Origin of the sequence: Gaetbulibacter sp. PBL-D1 (assembly GCF_050509525.1) — a bacterium.
In the GTDB taxonomy this organism is placed as follows: domain Bacteria; phylum Bacteroidota; class Bacteroidia; order Flavobacteriales; family Flavobacteriaceae; genus Gaetbulibacter_B; species Gaetbulibacter_B jejuensis.
This window is the reverse complement of sequence record NZ_JBNWKB010000001.1, coordinates 373,627-390,670: the sequence shown is the minus strand read 5'-3', so window position 1 is coordinate 390,670 and position 17,044 is coordinate 373,627. Positions and strand designations below refer to the sequence as shown.

The window sequence follows — 17,044 nt, the reverse complement described above, 5'->3', positions numbered from 1 at the left end:
TATGAAAAAAATAAATTTTAAAATACAGCAAACAGGATGGTTCATTTTACTGATTTTCTCATTAGTTCAATTGACATCTTGTGAAAACGATTTTAGAGATCCTTCTTCTCCAGATGCGTCGAAGCCTCCTGTAATACACAGTGTAAGCGAAGCTACTGAAGATGTTGCGGTTACTCAAGGTGTGCTTCAAGGCACTTATATTATAAGAGGAGAATATTTAGGAACACTTTCAAAAGTATATTTTAATGGGTACCAAGCAGGTTTTAATCCTGCATTCGTTACTGATAATATTGCTTTTGTGACGGTTCCAGTCAATGCACCTTATGTTGGTCAAGCAAATATTTTAAGACTAGAAACCTTGGGAGGAGCAGTAGAGTACGATTTCTCTCTTTTAACAATAGAAGAATTTACAGAAGAAACTGTTGATGGTGTAAAATTAGTACATCTTTTTGGTGGAGATTTTACTGATACGTCTACAGTAACTTTTGTAAGTGGATCAGAAGAAAACGGAAACTTAGTAGAGTTACCTGCTGAAATAGTTTTTGTTTCTGAAACTATGGTAACAGTTGAAGTTCCTGATGGTGTAGAGCAAGCCTTTATTTACTTAGCAACAAGTAGAGGAGCTATTGCGCAATCAGACTCTTACGGTTTTTCGTATTCAATTTATATAGACGAATTACATCCAGAATGGACTACAAGTGAATGGGGAGGAACACATGATTTAGCCTCTACCGAAGTTGCTCTTGGTCAATATTCAATTAAGAGTATTAGAGAAGGTTGGTCTGGTTTAACGTTTTTAGCACCTAATATTCCTTTTGATGAATATGATGCTATAACAGTTTCAGTTTATGGAACAGGAGCTGCTGGAGATTCAGTAACCCTTGCAATTAATGATTTTGATGGAGCTGCATCTCATCAACCAATAGAACTAATTCCAGGAGAGTGGAACAAAGTTGTAATTCCATTATCAGATTTTTATCCAAATGGAGGTGAGCCAAGTACAATTTTTAGATTGGATTTTCAAGAATCATCAAATACAGGATTGTCTCAATACATATTTTATGTAGATGATTTTGGATTCCTATAATAACTAAACAAAATTAAAATTTACCGTAATGAGAGTTTTTAAAATATATTACTTGGTTATGATTGCTGTTTTGGTGAGTATAACATCATGTAAAGAAGATGATGATTTATACCCACAATTAGGCAACGACCCTAGAAACCTTACCGAAATAATTTCTGAAACATCAGATCTTTCAACCTTATCAGGTCTTTTAGTTCAAGCAGGATTAGACGAAACCTTAAGAACCACTACAACATATACAGTATTTGCGCCTAATAATGCGGCAATGTCTGATGCTGGAGCAGGCTCTTTAACTGATGAAGAATTGCAAAACGCATTGTTAAATCATGTTCTTAGTACTGTGACTGCCGATTTTGCATCGACTTTCACTACAGGATATTTAACAACTTTAGCAACAGGACCAGATGGTAATAACTTAAGCTTGTATGTAAATACAAATGCTGATTTGACACTTAATGGAGTTGCTTCTTTAGTAGATAACGCTTACGATTGGGGAGCAACAAATGGAGTATTGCATACTGTTGATAATGCTTTATTACCACCAACAGTTACGGATCATGCAATGGCAAACCCTGATTATTCAATGTTTGCAGCAGCTCTTGAAGCTTCTGGTTTAGATGCAACTTTAGCAGGAGCAGACGTATATACAGTTTTTGCACCAAATAATAGTGCTTTTGAAATGTTCATGACAGAAGTAAATGGTGCTTTTGGTTGGGCTACTTTAGATGATATTCCTACTGATGTGCTTCAGCAAGTATTAACTTACCACGTAGTTGCTGGAGAAAATGTTGTTGCCGAAGAAGTAGATGGTACTGTTCAAACATCTGTTCAAGGAGAATCGTTTTCAATTACTGGTACTGTTATAGATGACGCTAGTTATACCAATGCAAATATTGTACTTACTGATGTGCAAGCCGTAAATGGTATTATCCATGGTGTTGATAAAGTATTATTGCCAGAAGGTGTTTTTCAAGATGTTTTAAGTGCAACACTTAACATAGTAGAAAGATGTAACGACAGAGGGTTTACTACGTTTTTACAAGCTGTTGATATGGTTGGTTTAACAAGTAGTTTGTCTAGTGATGAATTAACAGCACTTGCACCAAACAACGATGCTTTTGTTGCGTTATTTGCTATTGTAAATAATTTTGAAAGTTTAGACGAGTTTGATACTCCAGAAGAATTAGCTGTATTAACCGATTTGGTAAACTATCACCTTCATTCTGGAACATTACTATCTAGTAATTTAACTGATGGCGGAACAATCTCAACCTTATATGGTGACGATATTACCGTTGATTTAAGTGGTGATAACCCTAAGCTATTACCAACATTTTCTGAAGCAATCCCTTCTCAAATTATTACATCAAATATTGGAGCTACAAATGGAGTTGTCCACGAAATAAATAGAGTTTTAGTACCAGATGCATTAGTAAGTGCACTTGGTATAGAAACAGGAGAAAGTGGATTGTGTCCTGTGAGTGACCCTTCAATGGTATTCTTTGATTGGGATGCAAATGGTCCTTGGTGGGGAAATGTAAATGCTGAAAATGATGCGTCTTTGTCTATAGATGGTTCTAGTTATGGTAGAGCAAACTTCCAAACAGGTGGAACTGGATGGCAAGATTTATTTTGGAGAAATGACCCAAGCACATTTAATGGAGCTGCAACTGTAGGCTCAAATTTAAGCGAGTATTCTTTAAAATTTGATATTAATGTCATTGAACCACTTACTGCAGGCCAATTTAGAATCAGATTTAATGATTCTGATGGAGTAGATGCTTTTTACGATTGGGCACCTTGGAACGATACAGGAGAACCTTTTACAACTGATGGATGGGAAACTGTTGAGATTCCGTTATCAGTATTAGGAGTTCCAGACTTTAGCTTAGTTGATGCTGAGTTTGGTATGGCATTCGAAGGCGCTGATGTATTGTTGAACTTTGCTATTGACAACGTTCGATTTGATTCTCCAGGATGTGGAGGTCCAGATCCTGTTGATGATCCATCTTTAGTATTCTTTGATTGGGATGCTAATGGTCCTTGGTGGGGAAATGTAAATGCTGAAAACGATGCAGCTATAAGCTTAGATGGAACTAATTATGGTAGAGCAAACTTCCAAACAGGAGGAACTGGATGGCAAGATTTATTCTGGAGAAATGATCCTAGTACCTTTAATGGAGCTAGTACTGTTGGTTCTAACCTTGGAGCTTATGTGCTTAAGTTTGACATTTATACAATTGAGCCTTTATCTGCAGGTCAATTTAGAATTAGATTTAATGATTCTGATGGAGTAGACGCCTTTTACGATTGGGCACCTTGGAATGATACAGGAGAACCATTAGATACTGAAGGAGGCTGGACAACAATATCCATTCCTTGCTCTGTGCTTGGAGTTCCTGATTTTAGCTTAGTTGATGCTGAGTTTGGTATGGCATTCGAAGGCGCAGATGTGTTACTGAACTTTGCTATAGATAATGTTCGATTTGAAGAATTATAGATTTCATATTTGATTATTAGTAAACTTAATTATGCCAATTAGTCTAAATTCCCTGTAAAGTTTTTACAGGGAATTTTTTAAAAACAAAACCAATGATAAAGAACACTTTACTTACACTTTTATTTTTAATCTCAATAACAAGTAATGCACAAAAATTTGAAGGATTAGCAGAAACACCTCCTCTAGGTTGGAATAGCTGGAATACTTTTGGGACAGATATCAATGAGAAATTGGTTATGGAAATTGCTGATAAGTTTGAAGAATTAGGTTTTAAAGATGCAGGATATGAATACATTGTTTTAGATGATGGTTGGATGGCTAAAGAGCGTGATGCTAATGGTAATCTTGTTGCTGACCCAGTAAAATTCCCAAGTGGAATGAAAGCCCTTGCAGATTATATACATTCAAAAGGATTAAAGTTTGGACTTTATAATTGTGCAGGTTATACTACGTGTGCTGGTTATCCTGGGAGTAGAGGATATGAATATCAAGATGCAAGGAGTTATGCGTCTTGGGATGTGGATTATCTAAAATATGATTGGTGCAACACGCCTAAACTAAATGCTGAAGGTGCTTATATGACAATGCGAGATGCACTTAAAGCAGCTGGTAGACCAATAGTGTTTAGTATATGCGAATGGGGAGACAATAAGCCATGGGAATGGGCTGAAGATGTTGGGCATTTATGGAGAGTAACAGGTGATATTATTAACTGTTGGGATTGCGAAGTTGGCCATGGTTCATGGTCGTCTTCTGGAGTTTGGAAAATTATCAATATGAGAAAGAATATTAGAAAAGCAGCTGGTCCTGGTCACTGGAATGATTTAGATATGATGGAAGTTGGTAATGGAATGACTGATGCAGAGGATAGAACCCATTTTGCAATGTGGAGCATGTTGGCTTCTCCACTTATTATGGGTAATGATTTAAGAACAGCTTCTAAAGAAACCATAAAAACACTAACGAATAAAGAAGTTATAGCTGTTAATCAAGATGAGTTGGGTATTCAAGGATTTAGGTTTTCAAACGAAAACAATATTGAAATTTGGATAAAACCACTAGATAACGATGCTTGGGCTTTAACCTTTGTAAATATGAGTGATAAACCAATTCAATTAGATTATGATTGGGAAAAACATAACATTGGTGACGATTTAAATGGTAAATACGTTGATATGAAAAAGACCAAGTTTACAATAAGAGACTTATTCAATCATAAAGATTTAGGAGATACTTCTAAACATTTACAATCTGTTATACAATCTCACGATGTGCTAATGGTTAAACTTGATAAAAAGAACTAGTACTTATAACTTTTTAGTTTCTTTTTAAAGTATTTACCATGTCTTGAAGGAGTGTAATCATCATCAATAAAAAGACGAGGAGCCCATTCTTTATCAAATACCCATATCATATAAGAAATACCTTTTTGGTCGCAATAATTGGTGATGGCATCTCCATAAGATTCATCACTAATTACTGGAGAGTGTGCTCCTGGATCTTCAGGACCACAAAATCCTATTTCGGTTAAAATTAAAGGATGAGTTTCTTTAATAAAACCCCAATCATTGTCCCATTTGGCTTCCCAAGGTTTTTCTCTCTTTTGAGGATATGGATGACTCACAAAAGCAATATCTTCAATAATAAGTGGGTTAGTTTTTAATGGTGTTAAATCATAAGCCCAATTAAATCCAGCTACCAACGGAACTCCTTTTCCGCCATTAGCTCTAATAATAGTGATTATTTCTTTATTGATATTGACCCATTGTTCCCAATTAATTGTTCCAAGTGTATGGTTGTAAGTTGTAGGCTCATTAAAAATTTCATAAAAGGCAACGGTAGTGTTGTTGCCATACCTAACAGCAATTTTTCTCCAGAAGTCAAAAGTTTCTTTTTGGGTAGTATCATAAATATCAGATTGATACATCTCTGTTCTTAAATTACCTATACTGTGCCAATCTATAATGACATGCATTCCTAGTTCTTCAGCCCATTTAATTCCTTTGTCTAAAAGTTCAAAATAAGCATCGTGTCCTCTTTCTCTCCAATTTGGAGGATGTATAGGAAACCTCACTAAGTTTGCTCCCCAATTTTTTATTTCTTTAAAATACTCTAAGGTCCAATAGCCTTGGTTATCTAATTTATGAGGATCACTTGTGTTGAGTCCTCTAAAAACAACAGTATTTCCTTTGTCGTCCACAAAATTGTTGCCTTTAACGTTTATTCTACTTAAAGTGTTTTGAGCAAATAGAGTAGAAGTGATTAAAAATGCAATTATAAAGATGTTTTTAGTCATTTTAATTTTTTGTTTAAAGTACTCAATTTACAAGGCTTTTAGTAGTATTATTTTGTCAAAAAAACGTACAACTTTTAATTGTTGAATAAGGTTTCAAGATCAGAATATTTTAAAGCTTGTTTAGGATGAAAATTATCAGAACTCATATAATTTAAAACAGATTGATAAAGTTGAACAGCCTCAGGAGTTTGAATGGTATTCAAAGGAGACATACATACAAGTAAATTGCCTTTTCCAACATTGAACTCAAAAATTAAACCTAGTTTATGGTTTCGTTCTAAATTGTCAATAACCTGAACTGTTGGTAAAAATGCTTTGTTGAGCTCGTCTAAAATTAGTGGTCTGCTTTCTTTTAGTATTGAAAACCATTGCCAGTTGGTATGATAATCTGTAGGGAAATTATTAAAGATTGGATGCTTTGGGTTTGTGAGAATGCCCAAAGTTCCTGGAGAAATGGGTTTTTTAACAGATTCACTTATGTTTTTAAACATTCCATAATTCCAGAAATCTGGAGGGAAATGTCCAGCGACACTTTTATTTTCTAAAGTACCGAAGTCTGGAAAAAGCAATACGTTTTTTCCGTTTTTTAAACTAGAAAGAGTTGTTGAATTAAACGTGTTGGTTACTAAAACAGTTTCAGGAATAACAATTTTTTGGTTTGAAGGGTAAACCCAAATAGGATACGAGTTGCTATATGATGTATTTGGAATAGTAATATTAAGCGTTAATTTTTTTGCAGTATCAATACCATCTAATTTTAAGTTTAATGTGCCAACATCTAATAATTCTCCATTAATAAAAGATTGTTTGTCAAAACTGCCTTGTTTAAAAGTGTTTCCGTTTTCATCTTTAATTATCCAGTCAATAACTGTATCAACTATAGCATTAGAATAGTTTGCAATCTTAATTTGTGCCTGAAAACTTTCAGTATTGGTCCAGCAGTATTTTGAAAACTCAGCCAACAAAGTAATATCGTTACAAGATTGTTTCCAAGCTTCAGTAGTTATAACATTTTTACTTTCCATAAATGCATCTAAAACACCTACAAGAGCAGTACCTTGACCAGGAAAATCTTGTAAGTCCAATAACTGAAATCCAGCCATTCCTTTAGTGCGTAATGCAGCTTCCATTTCTGCTTTATAGCAAATGGCAGACCACGCACCAGATGCTTTTTGAAAACTACTATCCAAAAGCTCCATTCCGGCTTTTTCTAAGCGTTTTTGAAATACTTGTAAATTTCGAGGTTTTAAAACACCAGTGTATTTATCAATTTCATCATAATTAGGATAAATTTGATACTGACCAATCTCATGACTTACTAAAGGAAGTGGCATGTTGTTTACAGCATAATCAAAATTTACCTGCGTTGATGGTGTTGAGGTATTTAATATTCCGCCTTGTTCAGCATCAGCAAAAGCGTGTGTTAATCTTGTGTGTCCTTTAGTAGAATGGCCATTGGTAGGAATTCGAGCTCCAACAAAAAACTGCGAATAAGCTTTGGGTTCAAGATATCCAATATTGTTGTTAGAGCCCATAGCATAAAGTGGCCTGTTGTCGTAATTTTTTAAAGCAAGCATTACATTTTCAATCTTGTCGTGACCTCCCCAAATTTCGTTGCCAGGAGAAAACATTACAAACGAAGGATGATTTGCATAAGCTTTTAACATTGCTATGCCTTCTTCTTTTAAATTGTTAGCTATAGTATCAGATTCTAGTCCACCCCAAAAAGGCAATTCAACTTGAAGGTATATTCCTGTTTTGTCGGCAGCTATAAATGCAGCTTCAGGAGGACAATAGGTGTGAAATCTATAGTGGTTGATGCCATATTGTTTTGCGATTTTATAAATACGTTCCCAATCCTCAACACTAGTAGGCGTATAACCAGTAAGTGGAAAAACAGCAGCTTCATGCTTACCTCTTAAAAATGTTTTAGTGTTGTTTATGTTGAATTGCGTACCATTAACTGAGAAATTTCGCATACCAAAACTAACGGTTTTTGCATCGTTGCTTTCAGGGTTTACAATAGTTGCTGTTAATTCATATAAAGGTTGTTCAAACTCACTCCATAGGCTGATAGAATCTTCAAAGACGTATTCTAAAATAGCTTTGTTGTCTTTAATGTTGAATGTTTTAGGTGTTAATTGAGTTGTTTTTCCATCGTGTGATTTCTTAATGTCAAATTGGATATTTAAGTCTGAAATGTTAAGAGCATTTTCAATTTCAATAGAGACATCAATTTTCTTTTTATCTATATTAGGATGTACTTGCAAATTGCTAATAAAAGTTTTTGGAGAAGCCTCTAAATACATTTTTCCAATAATGCCATTCCAGTTTGTTTGAGTATCGTCAGAATAGATATGTACATTTCCGTAAGGTGTTAATTTTAAACTGTTGTCTACTTGTATTGTAATAAAATGCTCGCCAGGAGTTAGGACTTTAGATACATTAAACTGTTGAGGAGATTGTAATAGTTTAGAAGAACCAATTAATGTTGAGTCAATCCAAACTTTTGAAAATTTTGAGCGTTCTAATACTAACTGTATATGTTTGTTTTTGAAGTGCTCAGGAACGATTATTTTTTTTCTATACCAAGCAATACCTTCATATGTGTAAGGTCTGCTCAAGTGTAAGGTTGTACTATCAGTATTAATAAATCCTTTTTGGTTAGTATCTGTTGTTCCAGGTAAATTGATGGAATCGTTAAGGGTTTTTAAAAACCATTTTTCATTAACACCTAGATTAGATGAGTCGGTTGCGAATTGCCATTGACCTTGAAGGTCCATTAGAGTTCTGGGAGTCTTTTTTTCGCTACAGCTTATAAAAAGTATTGCTAGTAAAAGTAAGTAAAGGTTTTTCATTAAACGTATAAGTGTTAGTAAATTTAGAAATGAACTGTGATGCTCTAAGTTACTAAATAATACTGCGTTTTGAAACGAAATCGAACCCTTTTTGAATTAAGAAAAACCGGGTATATTGAAGATGATATGTTGTTGTTTCAATACTTCTAAAACCATATTAAAAGACATGTCATTTTTAGTGGCAACAGATTCTTTTTGTAATAAATCCTCAATTTGGTTTTTCATTGAATCGTCATGATATTCCAATAAAAATTCATTGTCGTATAACTTAATCAAGCAATCTTTATTGCTAAAATCAATAACTGCTTGAGGGTTAACTTTAAGAGTATTAGATAGTTCAGGGTATGTTTTTTGAAGAAGTTTATAAATAGCTTCCACAACTCTGTTGACTGTTATTGAGTTTAAACAAACTTTATGGTCGCAATTTAAAATCACATCATAGTTACAACGAATATTACAAACGCCTTTTTTACCCCAAATAATTTCATTGTTCTCAGAAAAACTTCCCCAGCTTCCAGGTCCAGTAGGTCCATAAATGCCAACGGTAGGTACATTGTAAGCACCAGCAACATGAGTGATTCCTGCATCATTTCCTATATGAAAAAGAGCTCCAGCCATTGCATTTCCAACATCAGTCATTCCGCCTGTTATATATTCTATATGTGGCATTGGTTTGGAGAAATAAGCTTCAATGTCAGGGTCATTTGGGCCTTTTATAATCTTGCAATTTAGTGTTGGAAAAAGCTCAGAAAGGGTTTCGATAAGTTGAGCATACTTTTCTGTAGGCCATATTTTTAACAAAAAACCAGCTCCATGATGTAGAACATAATATTTTGGATTTTCTTTAGAAGTTTTAAAATAAGGAAACCCATCATAGCTATTGTTTATGTTTTTGTGAAGCTTTGAAACTGTATCAATATAATGTGCAATTGAATGCTGTTTTACTTTTTTATGTGTTGGATATTTAAGCGCATGAGGCAAATCGTATCCTCTAAAAGCAGGATAATTACCTAATTCGTAAATATTATCATAGTTGTCTTCTTGTTGTCTTGCGGCTTCTTCATTAACAACTGTAATGCCATCAAGGTGGTTTGTGAAAAAATCAACCAAACGAGGAGCTACTGCAAAATGTAAACTGTCAGATACTTTAGCTAGTTTTTTAATTGCAGGAATTGAAAAAAAGATATCGCCTAAGCCTCCATAGCTTTTGTAAACTAATACCTTTCCTAAGGAGTTGGTTTTTGTTTTGGGTTTTTTCTTGATATTTTGTTCTGCTCTATCCCAAAATTCATCCAAAATAGTTTTCATTTCATGAATGGCTTTATCTTTGTTATTTGGATAAAAATCAAATGAAAATGTGCCTATTCTGTCATTTGAAATAATATTACATCCTGATAAAAAGGCTTCTGCAGCCAAACGACCAGAAGGTTCTGGCCATACAGGTTGGCAGATAAACGTTTTGGTTTTCCCCAGTATTTTTAAAACCTCTTTGTTGGGTATTGGCTCATGGAAGCTTATATTATCGGGTAGCTCAGTGCGCAACTTGTTTTCTCCGTAAACTGTAAAATTAATGTTGGGATGTTCTTTAGCATATTCTACATAGGCGTATCCGCCTTTTAAATAATTGAGGTCTCCAAAAAACGGAATCGTGTCTTCAATTTTTTCTTCACTAATTTGTAAATCTTCAACATGTACAGTAGGAGGTTTGATCATGTGGTTTGAAACTGCATCTCCAAAAAAATCAACATGTGCTTTGTAGTGGCTAGGTGATTGAAATGCATTAAACTTTGCATTTGCATATAAATTTCTGTAATGATGAAATTTATCAGGGTTGCAGCAGTTGGTTACTTTTCTGTCAACTGTACATAAAATGTTCCTTCTCACGCAAAAATTATAATCGTATTCAATTTTTATATACAGTGCTTTTGAAGAAATTAAATAATTGATTAATTCTAGTTCATACTGACAACGTGTAATGCTACAAACAATAATTAAATCTGAATTTTGAATATTTCTTTTGGTTGTATCAAAATTTCTAAGGTAGTCTAACGTTACAGAATATTGTCGTTGCTCACCTAAACGGATTAATTGTTTAATAGTCAATTCTGCTCCTCTAGGCGTAGCTAAAGAAGTATCATGTAAAAACAGTACTGAATTCAAATTAGAGGAAAATAAATAAGAAACACTTAAAAGATGTCTATGGAAATATTAGTCATCATAGTACCCATCGTCATAATATCCATCATCATAGTAACCGTCATCATAGTATCCATCGTCGTAATACCCATCATCATAATAACCGTCACCATAATATCCATCATCAAAACTATCATCATCAGACTCGCTACACGATGATGCTACAGAGGCTGTTATAGAAATAGCAGAAAGAGCTAAAATTGCTTTACCAGATTTTTTAATAAAATGTCTTCTTTTCATAGTAAATGGAGTTTACATTTCTAAATTTAACAAAAAAAATTAAAATGCTTGTTAGTTATATATATAACAACTCATAATTCAATAATCCTTAAAAAAAAGTAATTTGATTTTAAGGGTACTAAAATAGCTGTCATTTTTTTATATTTATAAAACCTAATATTATAGACTCCCTCACAATCTATTCTTATTAACAACGTTATTTTTGAAGTGAATTTACTATTACTTATCGAACAACTAACAACAGGTGGCAAAGTAGTCATTGGTGTTTTCTTTGCTATTTTATTGGGAATGCTTTTTTACTTTGCTTTAAAAATGGCAGAGTTAAGTTATGTGATGAAGCGTAAAAAACCTTTTTATGTTCATTCTCCTTTCTTTTTAAAACAACTTAATGAACCTCAAAAGTTAATACTGCAAAATCAATTTAAGTTTTACAATAAATTAAATTCTAAGTACAAAAAGTATTTTGAGCATCGTGTTGCTTCGTTTATAGCAGATAAAGAGTTTGTTGGAAGAAGCGGGTTGCAAATTACTGAAGAAATGAAAGTCCTTATTTCAGCAACAGCAGTAATGCTTACTTTTGGTTTTAGAGACTTTTATATAGCTTTGGTAAATAATATTTTTATTTATCCAGAAGAGTTTTACTCAACTATTAATGACGATTATCATAAAGGGGAGTTTAATCCTAAATTGCAAACTTTGGTGCTCTCTTGGAAAGATTTTAAAAAAGGCTTTGCTATTGATAATGATAACTTAAACCTTGGTATACATGAGTTTGCCCACGCTATTCATTTAAATAGTATAAAAGAACGTGATGTTAGCTCTACTATTTTTTCTGACTCGTTTAAAGAGCTTACCACATTATTATCTAATGAAGAAGCACTTAGAAAAGATTTAATAGCGTCTAAATACTTTAGAGACTATGCTTATACCAACCAGTTTGAGTTTATAGCTGTTATTATTGAAACCTTTATTGAAACTCCTGATGAGTTTAAATCGCTCTTCCCAGAAATTTACGATAAAACCAAACAGATGCTTAATTTTAACTTTGCAGGATATTAGTAGGTTCCAATGACTTTTGTCATGCTTTTTTTGAATAATGGGTTTTATCTTTAATAGTGAATTTAAAACCTTAAAAGATGAAAAAAAGAGTGTTAATATCTGAAATAATGACTAAGGATGTCATTACCTTAAACCATAAAGATGATTTAGAAACTGCAGAAAGGTTATTTAAAAGTAATCGTATTAGACATATTCCTGTAGTTAGTGGAGAGCATATAATAGGAATGTTAAGTTACACAGATTTGTTACGAATTAGTTTTGCCGATGCTGTTGAAGATGATGAGACTTCTGTTGATACAGTAGTTTATAATATGTTTACTATTGAGCAGGTTATGGCTAAAAAGTTAACTAGTGTATCATCAAATACAACTATTAAAGAAGTTGCTGAAATACTAGCTGAAAAAGAGTTTCATGCATTACCAGTTGTTGATAATGATAAATTAGTAGGAATTGTTACAACTACCGATTTAATAAACTATTTAATTAATCAGTATTAGAGAATAAGTTGTTAATAAAAAAGCTCCTAAATTCAGGAGCTTTTTTTATGTTAAGATTATGAGTTAGCCAACGCTTTCAAATCTTTAATAGTTTCAATTTGATTTTCGCTTTTAAATACATAACTACCTGCGACTAATACGTCAGCTCCAGCATCAACCAATTGTTTTGCATTTTTATTGGTAACGCCTCCGTCAATTTCAATTTTTGTTGAAGCACCTTTTTTGGTAATTAATTCTTTAAGCTGTTTTACTTTATTGTATGTGTTTTCAATAAAACTTTGACCACCAAAACCAGGGTTTACACTCATTAAACATACTAGGTCAATATCGTTTATAGTGTCTTCAAGTACGTTAATATTAGTATGAGGATTTAATGCTACTCCTGCTTTCATACCATGTGCTTTTATAGCTTGTAAAGTTCTGTGTAGATGTGTGCAAGCTTCATAATGAACCGTTAGAATATTGCTTCCTAAATCAGCAAAGGTTTTTATGTAGCGATCTGGGTCAACAATCATTAAATGTACATCAATGGTTTTTTTAGCATGTTTTGAAATAGCGTCTAAAACTGGCATTCCAAAAGATATGTTTGGTACAAAAACACCATCCATTATATCAATGTGAAACCAATCGGCATCACTAGTATTAACCATTTCTATATCTCGTTGAAGGTTGGCAAAATCTGCTGCTAAAACAGAAGGAGCAATTAATTTAGAATTCATTGTTGTTGTGTTGTTGAAAGTTTTTGCAAAGATAGAAAAGTCTTTTCATAGTCTCTTCCCTTTGGGAAGGGATTTAGGGATGGGCTTAAAAAAATGAACCCAGAGTAATCAGCTCTGGGTTCTTTCATCAATCAAAAAACGAACAGTTATGTGTAACTGTTTGTTACGGTAATTTAGTCGTAATTATCGAGAATTACTAACCTAAATATGTTTTTAATATTTTACTTCTAGAAGTATGTTTAAGTCTTCTAATAGCTTTTTCTTTAATTTGACGTACACGCTCACGAGTAAGATCAAAAGTTTCACCTATTTCTTCTAAGGTCATTGGGTGTTGATCACCTAAACCAAAGTATAAACGAATAACGTCAGCCTCACGAGGTGTTAAGGTTTCAAGCGCTCTTTCAATCTCAGTGCGTAAAGACTCGTGTAATAAATCTTTATCAGGATTTGGAGACTCTCCACTTCGTAATACATCATAAAGGTTAGAATCTTCACCTTCAACTAAAGGTGCATCCATACTTACATGACGACCAGAGTTTTTCATAGACTCTTTTACGTCGTTAATAGTCATATCCAATTCCTTTGCGATTTCCTCAGCACTTGGTGGACGCTCATGGCTTTGCTCTAAGAATGCAAATGTTTTATTGATTTTATTGATAGATCCAATCTTGTTCAACGGTAAACGAACAATACGAGATTGCTCAGCTAATGCTTGAAGAATAGATTGACGAATCCACCAAACCGCATACGAAATGAATTTGAAACCACGAGTTTCATCAAAACGTTGTGCAGCTTTTATAAGACCTAAATTACCTTCATTAATTAAATCTGGTAATGTTAATCCTTGGTTTTGATATTGCTTTGCTACCGATACAACGAAACGTAAATTAGCTTTAGTTAATTTTTCTAAAGCCACTTGATCTCCTGCTTTAATACGTTGTGCTAATTCTACTTCTTCGTCTGCGGTAATTAAGTCAACTTTTCCAATTTCTTGCAAATATTTGTCTAGCGAAGCTGTTTCTCTGTTAGTAACCTGCTTCGTAATTTTAAGTTGTCTCATCTAATGATCTCCTTTATTTTTAAGGGTGAATTTTAATGTTGCATATAGTTATACGTACGAAGTGCTTAAAATGTTACAAAAAATTAAATTTTAATTAATTTTTTATCATTTAAGTTAATATCGTCCAACATTTCATTAGTAAACTTGTAGTGACCTCTAGTGGTTATAAGTCTAAATCTGTGCGATTTAAGATTGCTTAAAGTATTTAGAAATAACCATTTTGACTTAAGTAAGTTTGGTTTAGAAGATTTTAAACCAATATCAAAAATGTGCTTTCTGCCCTCTTTTTCAGCAACAATATCAGGAGTTACAACAATGTCACTTCCTTTTTTTGCATAAGATTTTGGCGTCTCATAACCATCAATATCGGCTTTTATGTTTTCAAAACCGTGTTGTTTGAGATAAGTAACTGAGTCGTTTAAAAAGTCTGAATATTTATCTTTATCTGTGTAAATCATAACTAATAATATAATTTTTTTTGCGACAAATGCAAAATTTCAAACCATTTTAACTTTTAAGAAACGCTTGGAGTACACGATTTATACCCTTACTTGCCCATCACCAAACACATAATATTTATTAGTTACTAACTGCTTTAAGCCTAGTGGCCCTCTATGGTGTAGCTTATCTGTGCTAATTGCTAATTCAGCACCAACTCCCATTTGTCCACCATCTGTAAATCGAGTAGAGGCATTATGGTAAACTGCAGCACTATCAATAGTATTCATAAAATTTAATGCTTCAGTTTTATCTTCGGTAATAATAGCAGCTGAATGTTTTCCTGAATATTTATTAATCATTCTTGTAGCTTCATCAATAGTATCAACTGAAGCAATTAAAAGTTTTAATGCCAAAAATTCTTCATACCATATAGTGTCTTGTGAGACTTCATCTACATTTTTAAGGATATTAGAAACGCTTTTATCTGCAATGATCTCAACCTTATGTTGCTCTAATTTTTGTTTTAGCATCATTAATTTAGTTTCGTACTCAGGAAGGTTTTTATTAATAAGTACTTTATCTAAAGCATTGCATCCTGAAATTTTATTGGTTTTGGCATTGATAATTACATTTACCGCTTTGCTCCAATCTGCTTTTTCAGAAACATATAAGAAATTATTTCCTCTACCGCTAACCAAAACTGCACAAGTGGCATGAGTTTTTACAAATTCAATAAGTCGCTCTCCACCTCTTGGAACAATTAAGTCTAAAGGTTCTGTTGGGTTTCTTAAAAACTCTTGTGTTTCTTCACGTTTTAAGTGTAGTAGCTTAATCCAATCTTTAGATAAACCGTTTTCAGTTAATGCTTCGTGCCAACACTCTTCTAAAATAATATTACTATTATAGGCTTCTTTACCACCTTTTAATAAAATTTTATTATTGGCTTTAAAAGCTAATACTGCAGCTTCAATAGTAACATCAGGTCGAGATTCATATATAATAAGAATGGTACCAAATGGAGCAGTAGTATTAACAATGTTTAGTCCATTCTTTAAGGTTCTATTTGAAATTTCTTGTCCAACAGGATCATCTTGAAGCCTTACTGAATTTACGGCTTCAATCATTTCATCAACTTTTTTGTTATTTACAATTAGACGTTCAAAAAGTGCTTGATCTTCTTTTTGAAAAGCGTCTAAGTCTTTTTTATTAGCTTCAATAATGGCATCGCGTTTACGATCCAGAATTTTTGCCATCGATTTTAATACGTTGTTTTTAATATTTGTGTTTAAAAGTTTCATTTTTTTGTTTTTTTAGGCACTAATAAATTTAGTTCCTACTTGTTTGTTATTAATTATATCTACAATTACATTTTCGCGCTTACCATTAGCTATGTAAGTTGGTATGTCTTTTTTTGCTGTGCCTTTGGCTATTTTTAATTTTGAAGCCATACCACCACGACCTTCACCTTCTTTTTTGTTTGAAGCGCAGACGTATTTTTCTACGTTTTGGTTTGTTGTTACCAGGTTTAATTTTCGAGATTCATCATCATCTGGATGACCAGTATATAAACCATCAGTATCTGATAAAATGATTAATCGATCTGCATCTAACAATTCAGCAACTAAACTAGCTAACTCATCATTATCTGAGAACATTGACATGGTTAAGGATACTGCATCATCTTCATTAGCAATAGGAATAACGCCTTCTGCCAATAAACCTTCGTAACAATTAATCATGTTTTGTCTGTGTTTTCCTGGGTCAAAGTCTCGTTTTGTGGCCAATATTTGAGCGCAACGCATTCCGTAATCATGAAAAATACTGTAGTAATGACGCATCATCCTTGGTTGTCCAACAGCAGAATACACTTGCCTTCTTATTGATTTGTCTTTAATATTAGTGTCTCCTAAAACCTCCATTCCTGCAATCGCAGAACCTGAAGATACAAGGATTACCATGATATTTTCTTCATATAGTACTGAAATTTGACGTACTAATTCTCTTAGGACTGGTCCTAAAATTCTATTGTCTTTATTTGTTAAAACGTTGGTTCCTACTTTTACAACCACACGTTTAATATCATCGTTCATT

At 33.2% G+C, this 17,044-nt stretch carries 14 protein-coding genes; 5 read left to right on the top strand and 9 right to left on the bottom strand.

Features of this window, described 5'->3' with window-relative positions:
* Position 1: 1 nt before the first annotated feature.
* From ACQ0RB_RS01960 to ACQ0RB_RS01950, 3 genes are all read left to right on the top strand, one after another.
* Entirely contained in the window at positions 2–1,087 is a 1,086-nt protein-coding gene (locus ACQ0RB_RS01960) for a hypothetical protein (protein ID WP_129759306.1), read from the top strand.
* 28 nt (positions 1,088–1,115) lie between these two features.
* Positions 1,116–3,587, top strand: coding sequence for a glycan-binding surface protein (locus tag ACQ0RB_RS01955; protein ID WP_430496106.1), 2,472 nt, complete (start codon positions 1,116–1,118; stop codon positions 3,585–3,587).
* Positions 3,588–3,679: 92 nt separating this feature from the next.
* Positions 3,680–4,891: a glycoside hydrolase family 27 protein gene (locus tag ACQ0RB_RS01950; protein ID WP_430496104.1), complete on the top strand. Its 1,212-nt coding sequence runs from the start codon at positions 3,680–3,682 to the stop codon at positions 4,889–4,891.
* Here the strand turns inward: ACQ0RB_RS01950 and ACQ0RB_RS01945 are convergent.
* The 4 genes from ACQ0RB_RS01945 to ACQ0RB_RS01930 all read right to left on the bottom strand — a co-directional run bounded on the left by ACQ0RB_RS01945 (position 4,888) and on the right by ACQ0RB_RS01930 (position 11,177).
* Complete coding sequence (locus ACQ0RB_RS01945; protein WP_430496102.1) at positions 4,888–5,883, bottom strand: glycoside hydrolase family 5 protein; 996 nt, start codon at positions 5,881–5,883, stop codon at positions 4,888–4,890. The two genes, ACQ0RB_RS01950 and ACQ0RB_RS01945, sit on opposite strands and share 4 nt — an antisense overlap.
* Before the next feature lie 74 nt (positions 5,884–5,957).
* Entirely contained in the window at positions 5,958–8,741 is a 2,784-nt protein-coding gene (locus ACQ0RB_RS01940; RefSeq protein WP_430496100.1) for a sugar-binding domain-containing protein, read from the bottom strand.
* 96 nt (positions 8,742–8,837) lie between these two features.
* The gene (locus ACQ0RB_RS01935) at positions 8,838–10,901 is read right to left on the bottom strand and encodes a glycosyltransferase family 9 protein (protein ID WP_430496098.1); all 2,064 of its coding nucleotides are present in this window, start codon (positions 10,899–10,901) and stop codon (positions 8,838–8,840) included.
* 48 nt (positions 10,902–10,949) lie between these two features.
* Positions 10,950–11,177: a hypothetical protein gene (locus ACQ0RB_RS01930; RefSeq protein ID WP_262732134.1), complete on the bottom strand. Its 228-nt coding sequence runs from the start codon at positions 11,175–11,177 to the stop codon at positions 10,950–10,952.
* Positions 11,178–11,384: 207 nt separating this feature from the next.
* Between ACQ0RB_RS01930 and ACQ0RB_RS01925 the strand changes: the two genes are divergently transcribed.
* Together ACQ0RB_RS01925 and ACQ0RB_RS01920 are read left to right on the top strand one after the other, a co-directional pair.
* On the top strand, positions 11,385–12,236 hold the full coding sequence (locus tag ACQ0RB_RS01925; protein WP_430496095.1) for a zinc-dependent peptidase: 852 nt from the start codon (positions 11,385–11,387) through the stop codon (positions 12,234–12,236).
* A gap of 77 nt (positions 12,237–12,313) precedes the next feature.
* Positions 12,314–12,733, top strand: coding sequence for a CBS domain-containing protein (locus ACQ0RB_RS01920; RefSeq protein ID WP_129759299.1), 420 nt, complete (start codon positions 12,314–12,316; stop codon positions 12,731–12,733).
* A gap of 56 nt (positions 12,734–12,789) precedes the next feature.
* On the opposite strand, the gene rpe is transcribed toward ACQ0RB_RS01920, so the two are convergent.
* The 5 genes from rpe to proB form a co-directional block, all read right to left on the bottom strand.
* The gene (gene rpe, locus ACQ0RB_RS01915) at positions 12,790–13,452 is read right to left on the bottom strand and encodes a ribulose-phosphate 3-epimerase (protein WP_129759298.1); all 663 of its coding nucleotides are present in this window, start codon (positions 13,450–13,452) and stop codon (positions 12,790–12,792) included.
* A gap of 196 nt (positions 13,453–13,648) precedes the next feature.
* Positions 13,649–14,512 carry a sigma-70 family RNA polymerase sigma factor gene (locus ACQ0RB_RS01910; RefSeq protein ID WP_053976055.1) on the bottom strand — a complete coding sequence of 288 codons (864 nt, stop codon included), beginning with the start codon at positions 14,510–14,512 and terminating at the stop codon, positions 13,649–13,651.
* A gap of 83 nt (positions 14,513–14,595) precedes the next feature.
* A complete protein-coding gene (locus tag ACQ0RB_RS01905) occupies positions 14,596–14,970 on the bottom strand; it encodes a hypothetical protein (protein WP_129759297.1) in 375 nt (124 codons plus the stop codon).
* Positions 14,971–15,051: 81 nt separating this feature from the next.
* Complete coding sequence (locus ACQ0RB_RS01900; protein WP_129759296.1) at positions 15,052–16,251, bottom strand: glutamate-5-semialdehyde dehydrogenase; 1,200 nt, start codon at positions 16,249–16,251, stop codon at positions 15,052–15,054.
* 12 nt (positions 16,252–16,263) lie between these two features.
* Positions 16,264–17,043, bottom strand: coding sequence for a glutamate 5-kinase (proB, locus tag ACQ0RB_RS01895; protein WP_129759295.1), 780 nt, complete (start codon positions 17,041–17,043; stop codon positions 16,264–16,266).
* Position 17,044: the final 1 nt, after the last annotated feature.

Excerpts from the sequence above, each read along its gene's own strand:
- ACQ0RB_RS01960 (WP_129759306.1), top strand. The coding sequence starts at position 2 with ATGAAAAAAATAAATTTTAAAATACAGCAAACAGGATGGTTCATTTTA.
- ACQ0RB_RS01955 (WP_430496106.1), top strand. The coding sequence starts at position 1,116 with ATGAGAGTTTTTAAAATATATTACTTGGTTATGATTGCTGTTTTGGTG.
- ACQ0RB_RS01950 (WP_430496104.1), top strand. The coding sequence starts at position 3,680 with ATGATAAAGAACACTTTACTTACACTTTTATTTTTAATCTCAATAACA.
- ACQ0RB_RS01945 (WP_430496102.1), bottom strand. The coding sequence starts at position 5,883 with ATGACTAAAAACATCTTTATAATTGCATTTTTAATCACTTCTACTCTA.
- ACQ0RB_RS01940 (WP_430496100.1), bottom strand. The coding sequence starts at position 8,741 with ATGAAAAACCTTTACTTACTTTTACTAGCAATACTTTTTATAAGCTGT.
- ACQ0RB_RS01930 (WP_262732134.1), bottom strand. The coding sequence starts at position 11,177 with ATGAAAAGAAGACATTTTATTAAAAAATCTGGTAAAGCAATTTTAGCT.
- ACQ0RB_RS01920 (WP_129759299.1), top strand. The coding sequence starts at position 12,314 with ATGAAAAAAAGAGTGTTAATATCTGAAATAATGACTAAGGATGTCATT.
- rpe (WP_129759298.1), bottom strand. The coding sequence starts at position 13,452 with ATGAATTCTAAATTAATTGCTCCTTCTGTTTTAGCAGCAGATTTTGCC.
- ACQ0RB_RS01910 (WP_053976055.1), bottom strand. The coding sequence starts at position 14,512 with ATGAGACAACTTAAAATTACGAAGCAGGTTACTAACAGAGAAACAGCT.
- ACQ0RB_RS01905 (WP_129759297.1), bottom strand. The coding sequence starts at position 14,970 with ATGATTTACACAGATAAAGATAAATATTCAGACTTTTTAAACGACTCA.
- ACQ0RB_RS01900 (WP_129759296.1), bottom strand. The coding sequence starts at position 16,251 with ATGAAACTTTTAAACACAAATATTAAAAACAACGTATTAAAATCGATG.
- proB (WP_129759295.1), bottom strand. The coding sequence starts at position 17,043 with ATGAACGATGATATTAAACGTGTGGTTGTAAAAGTAGGAACCAACGTT.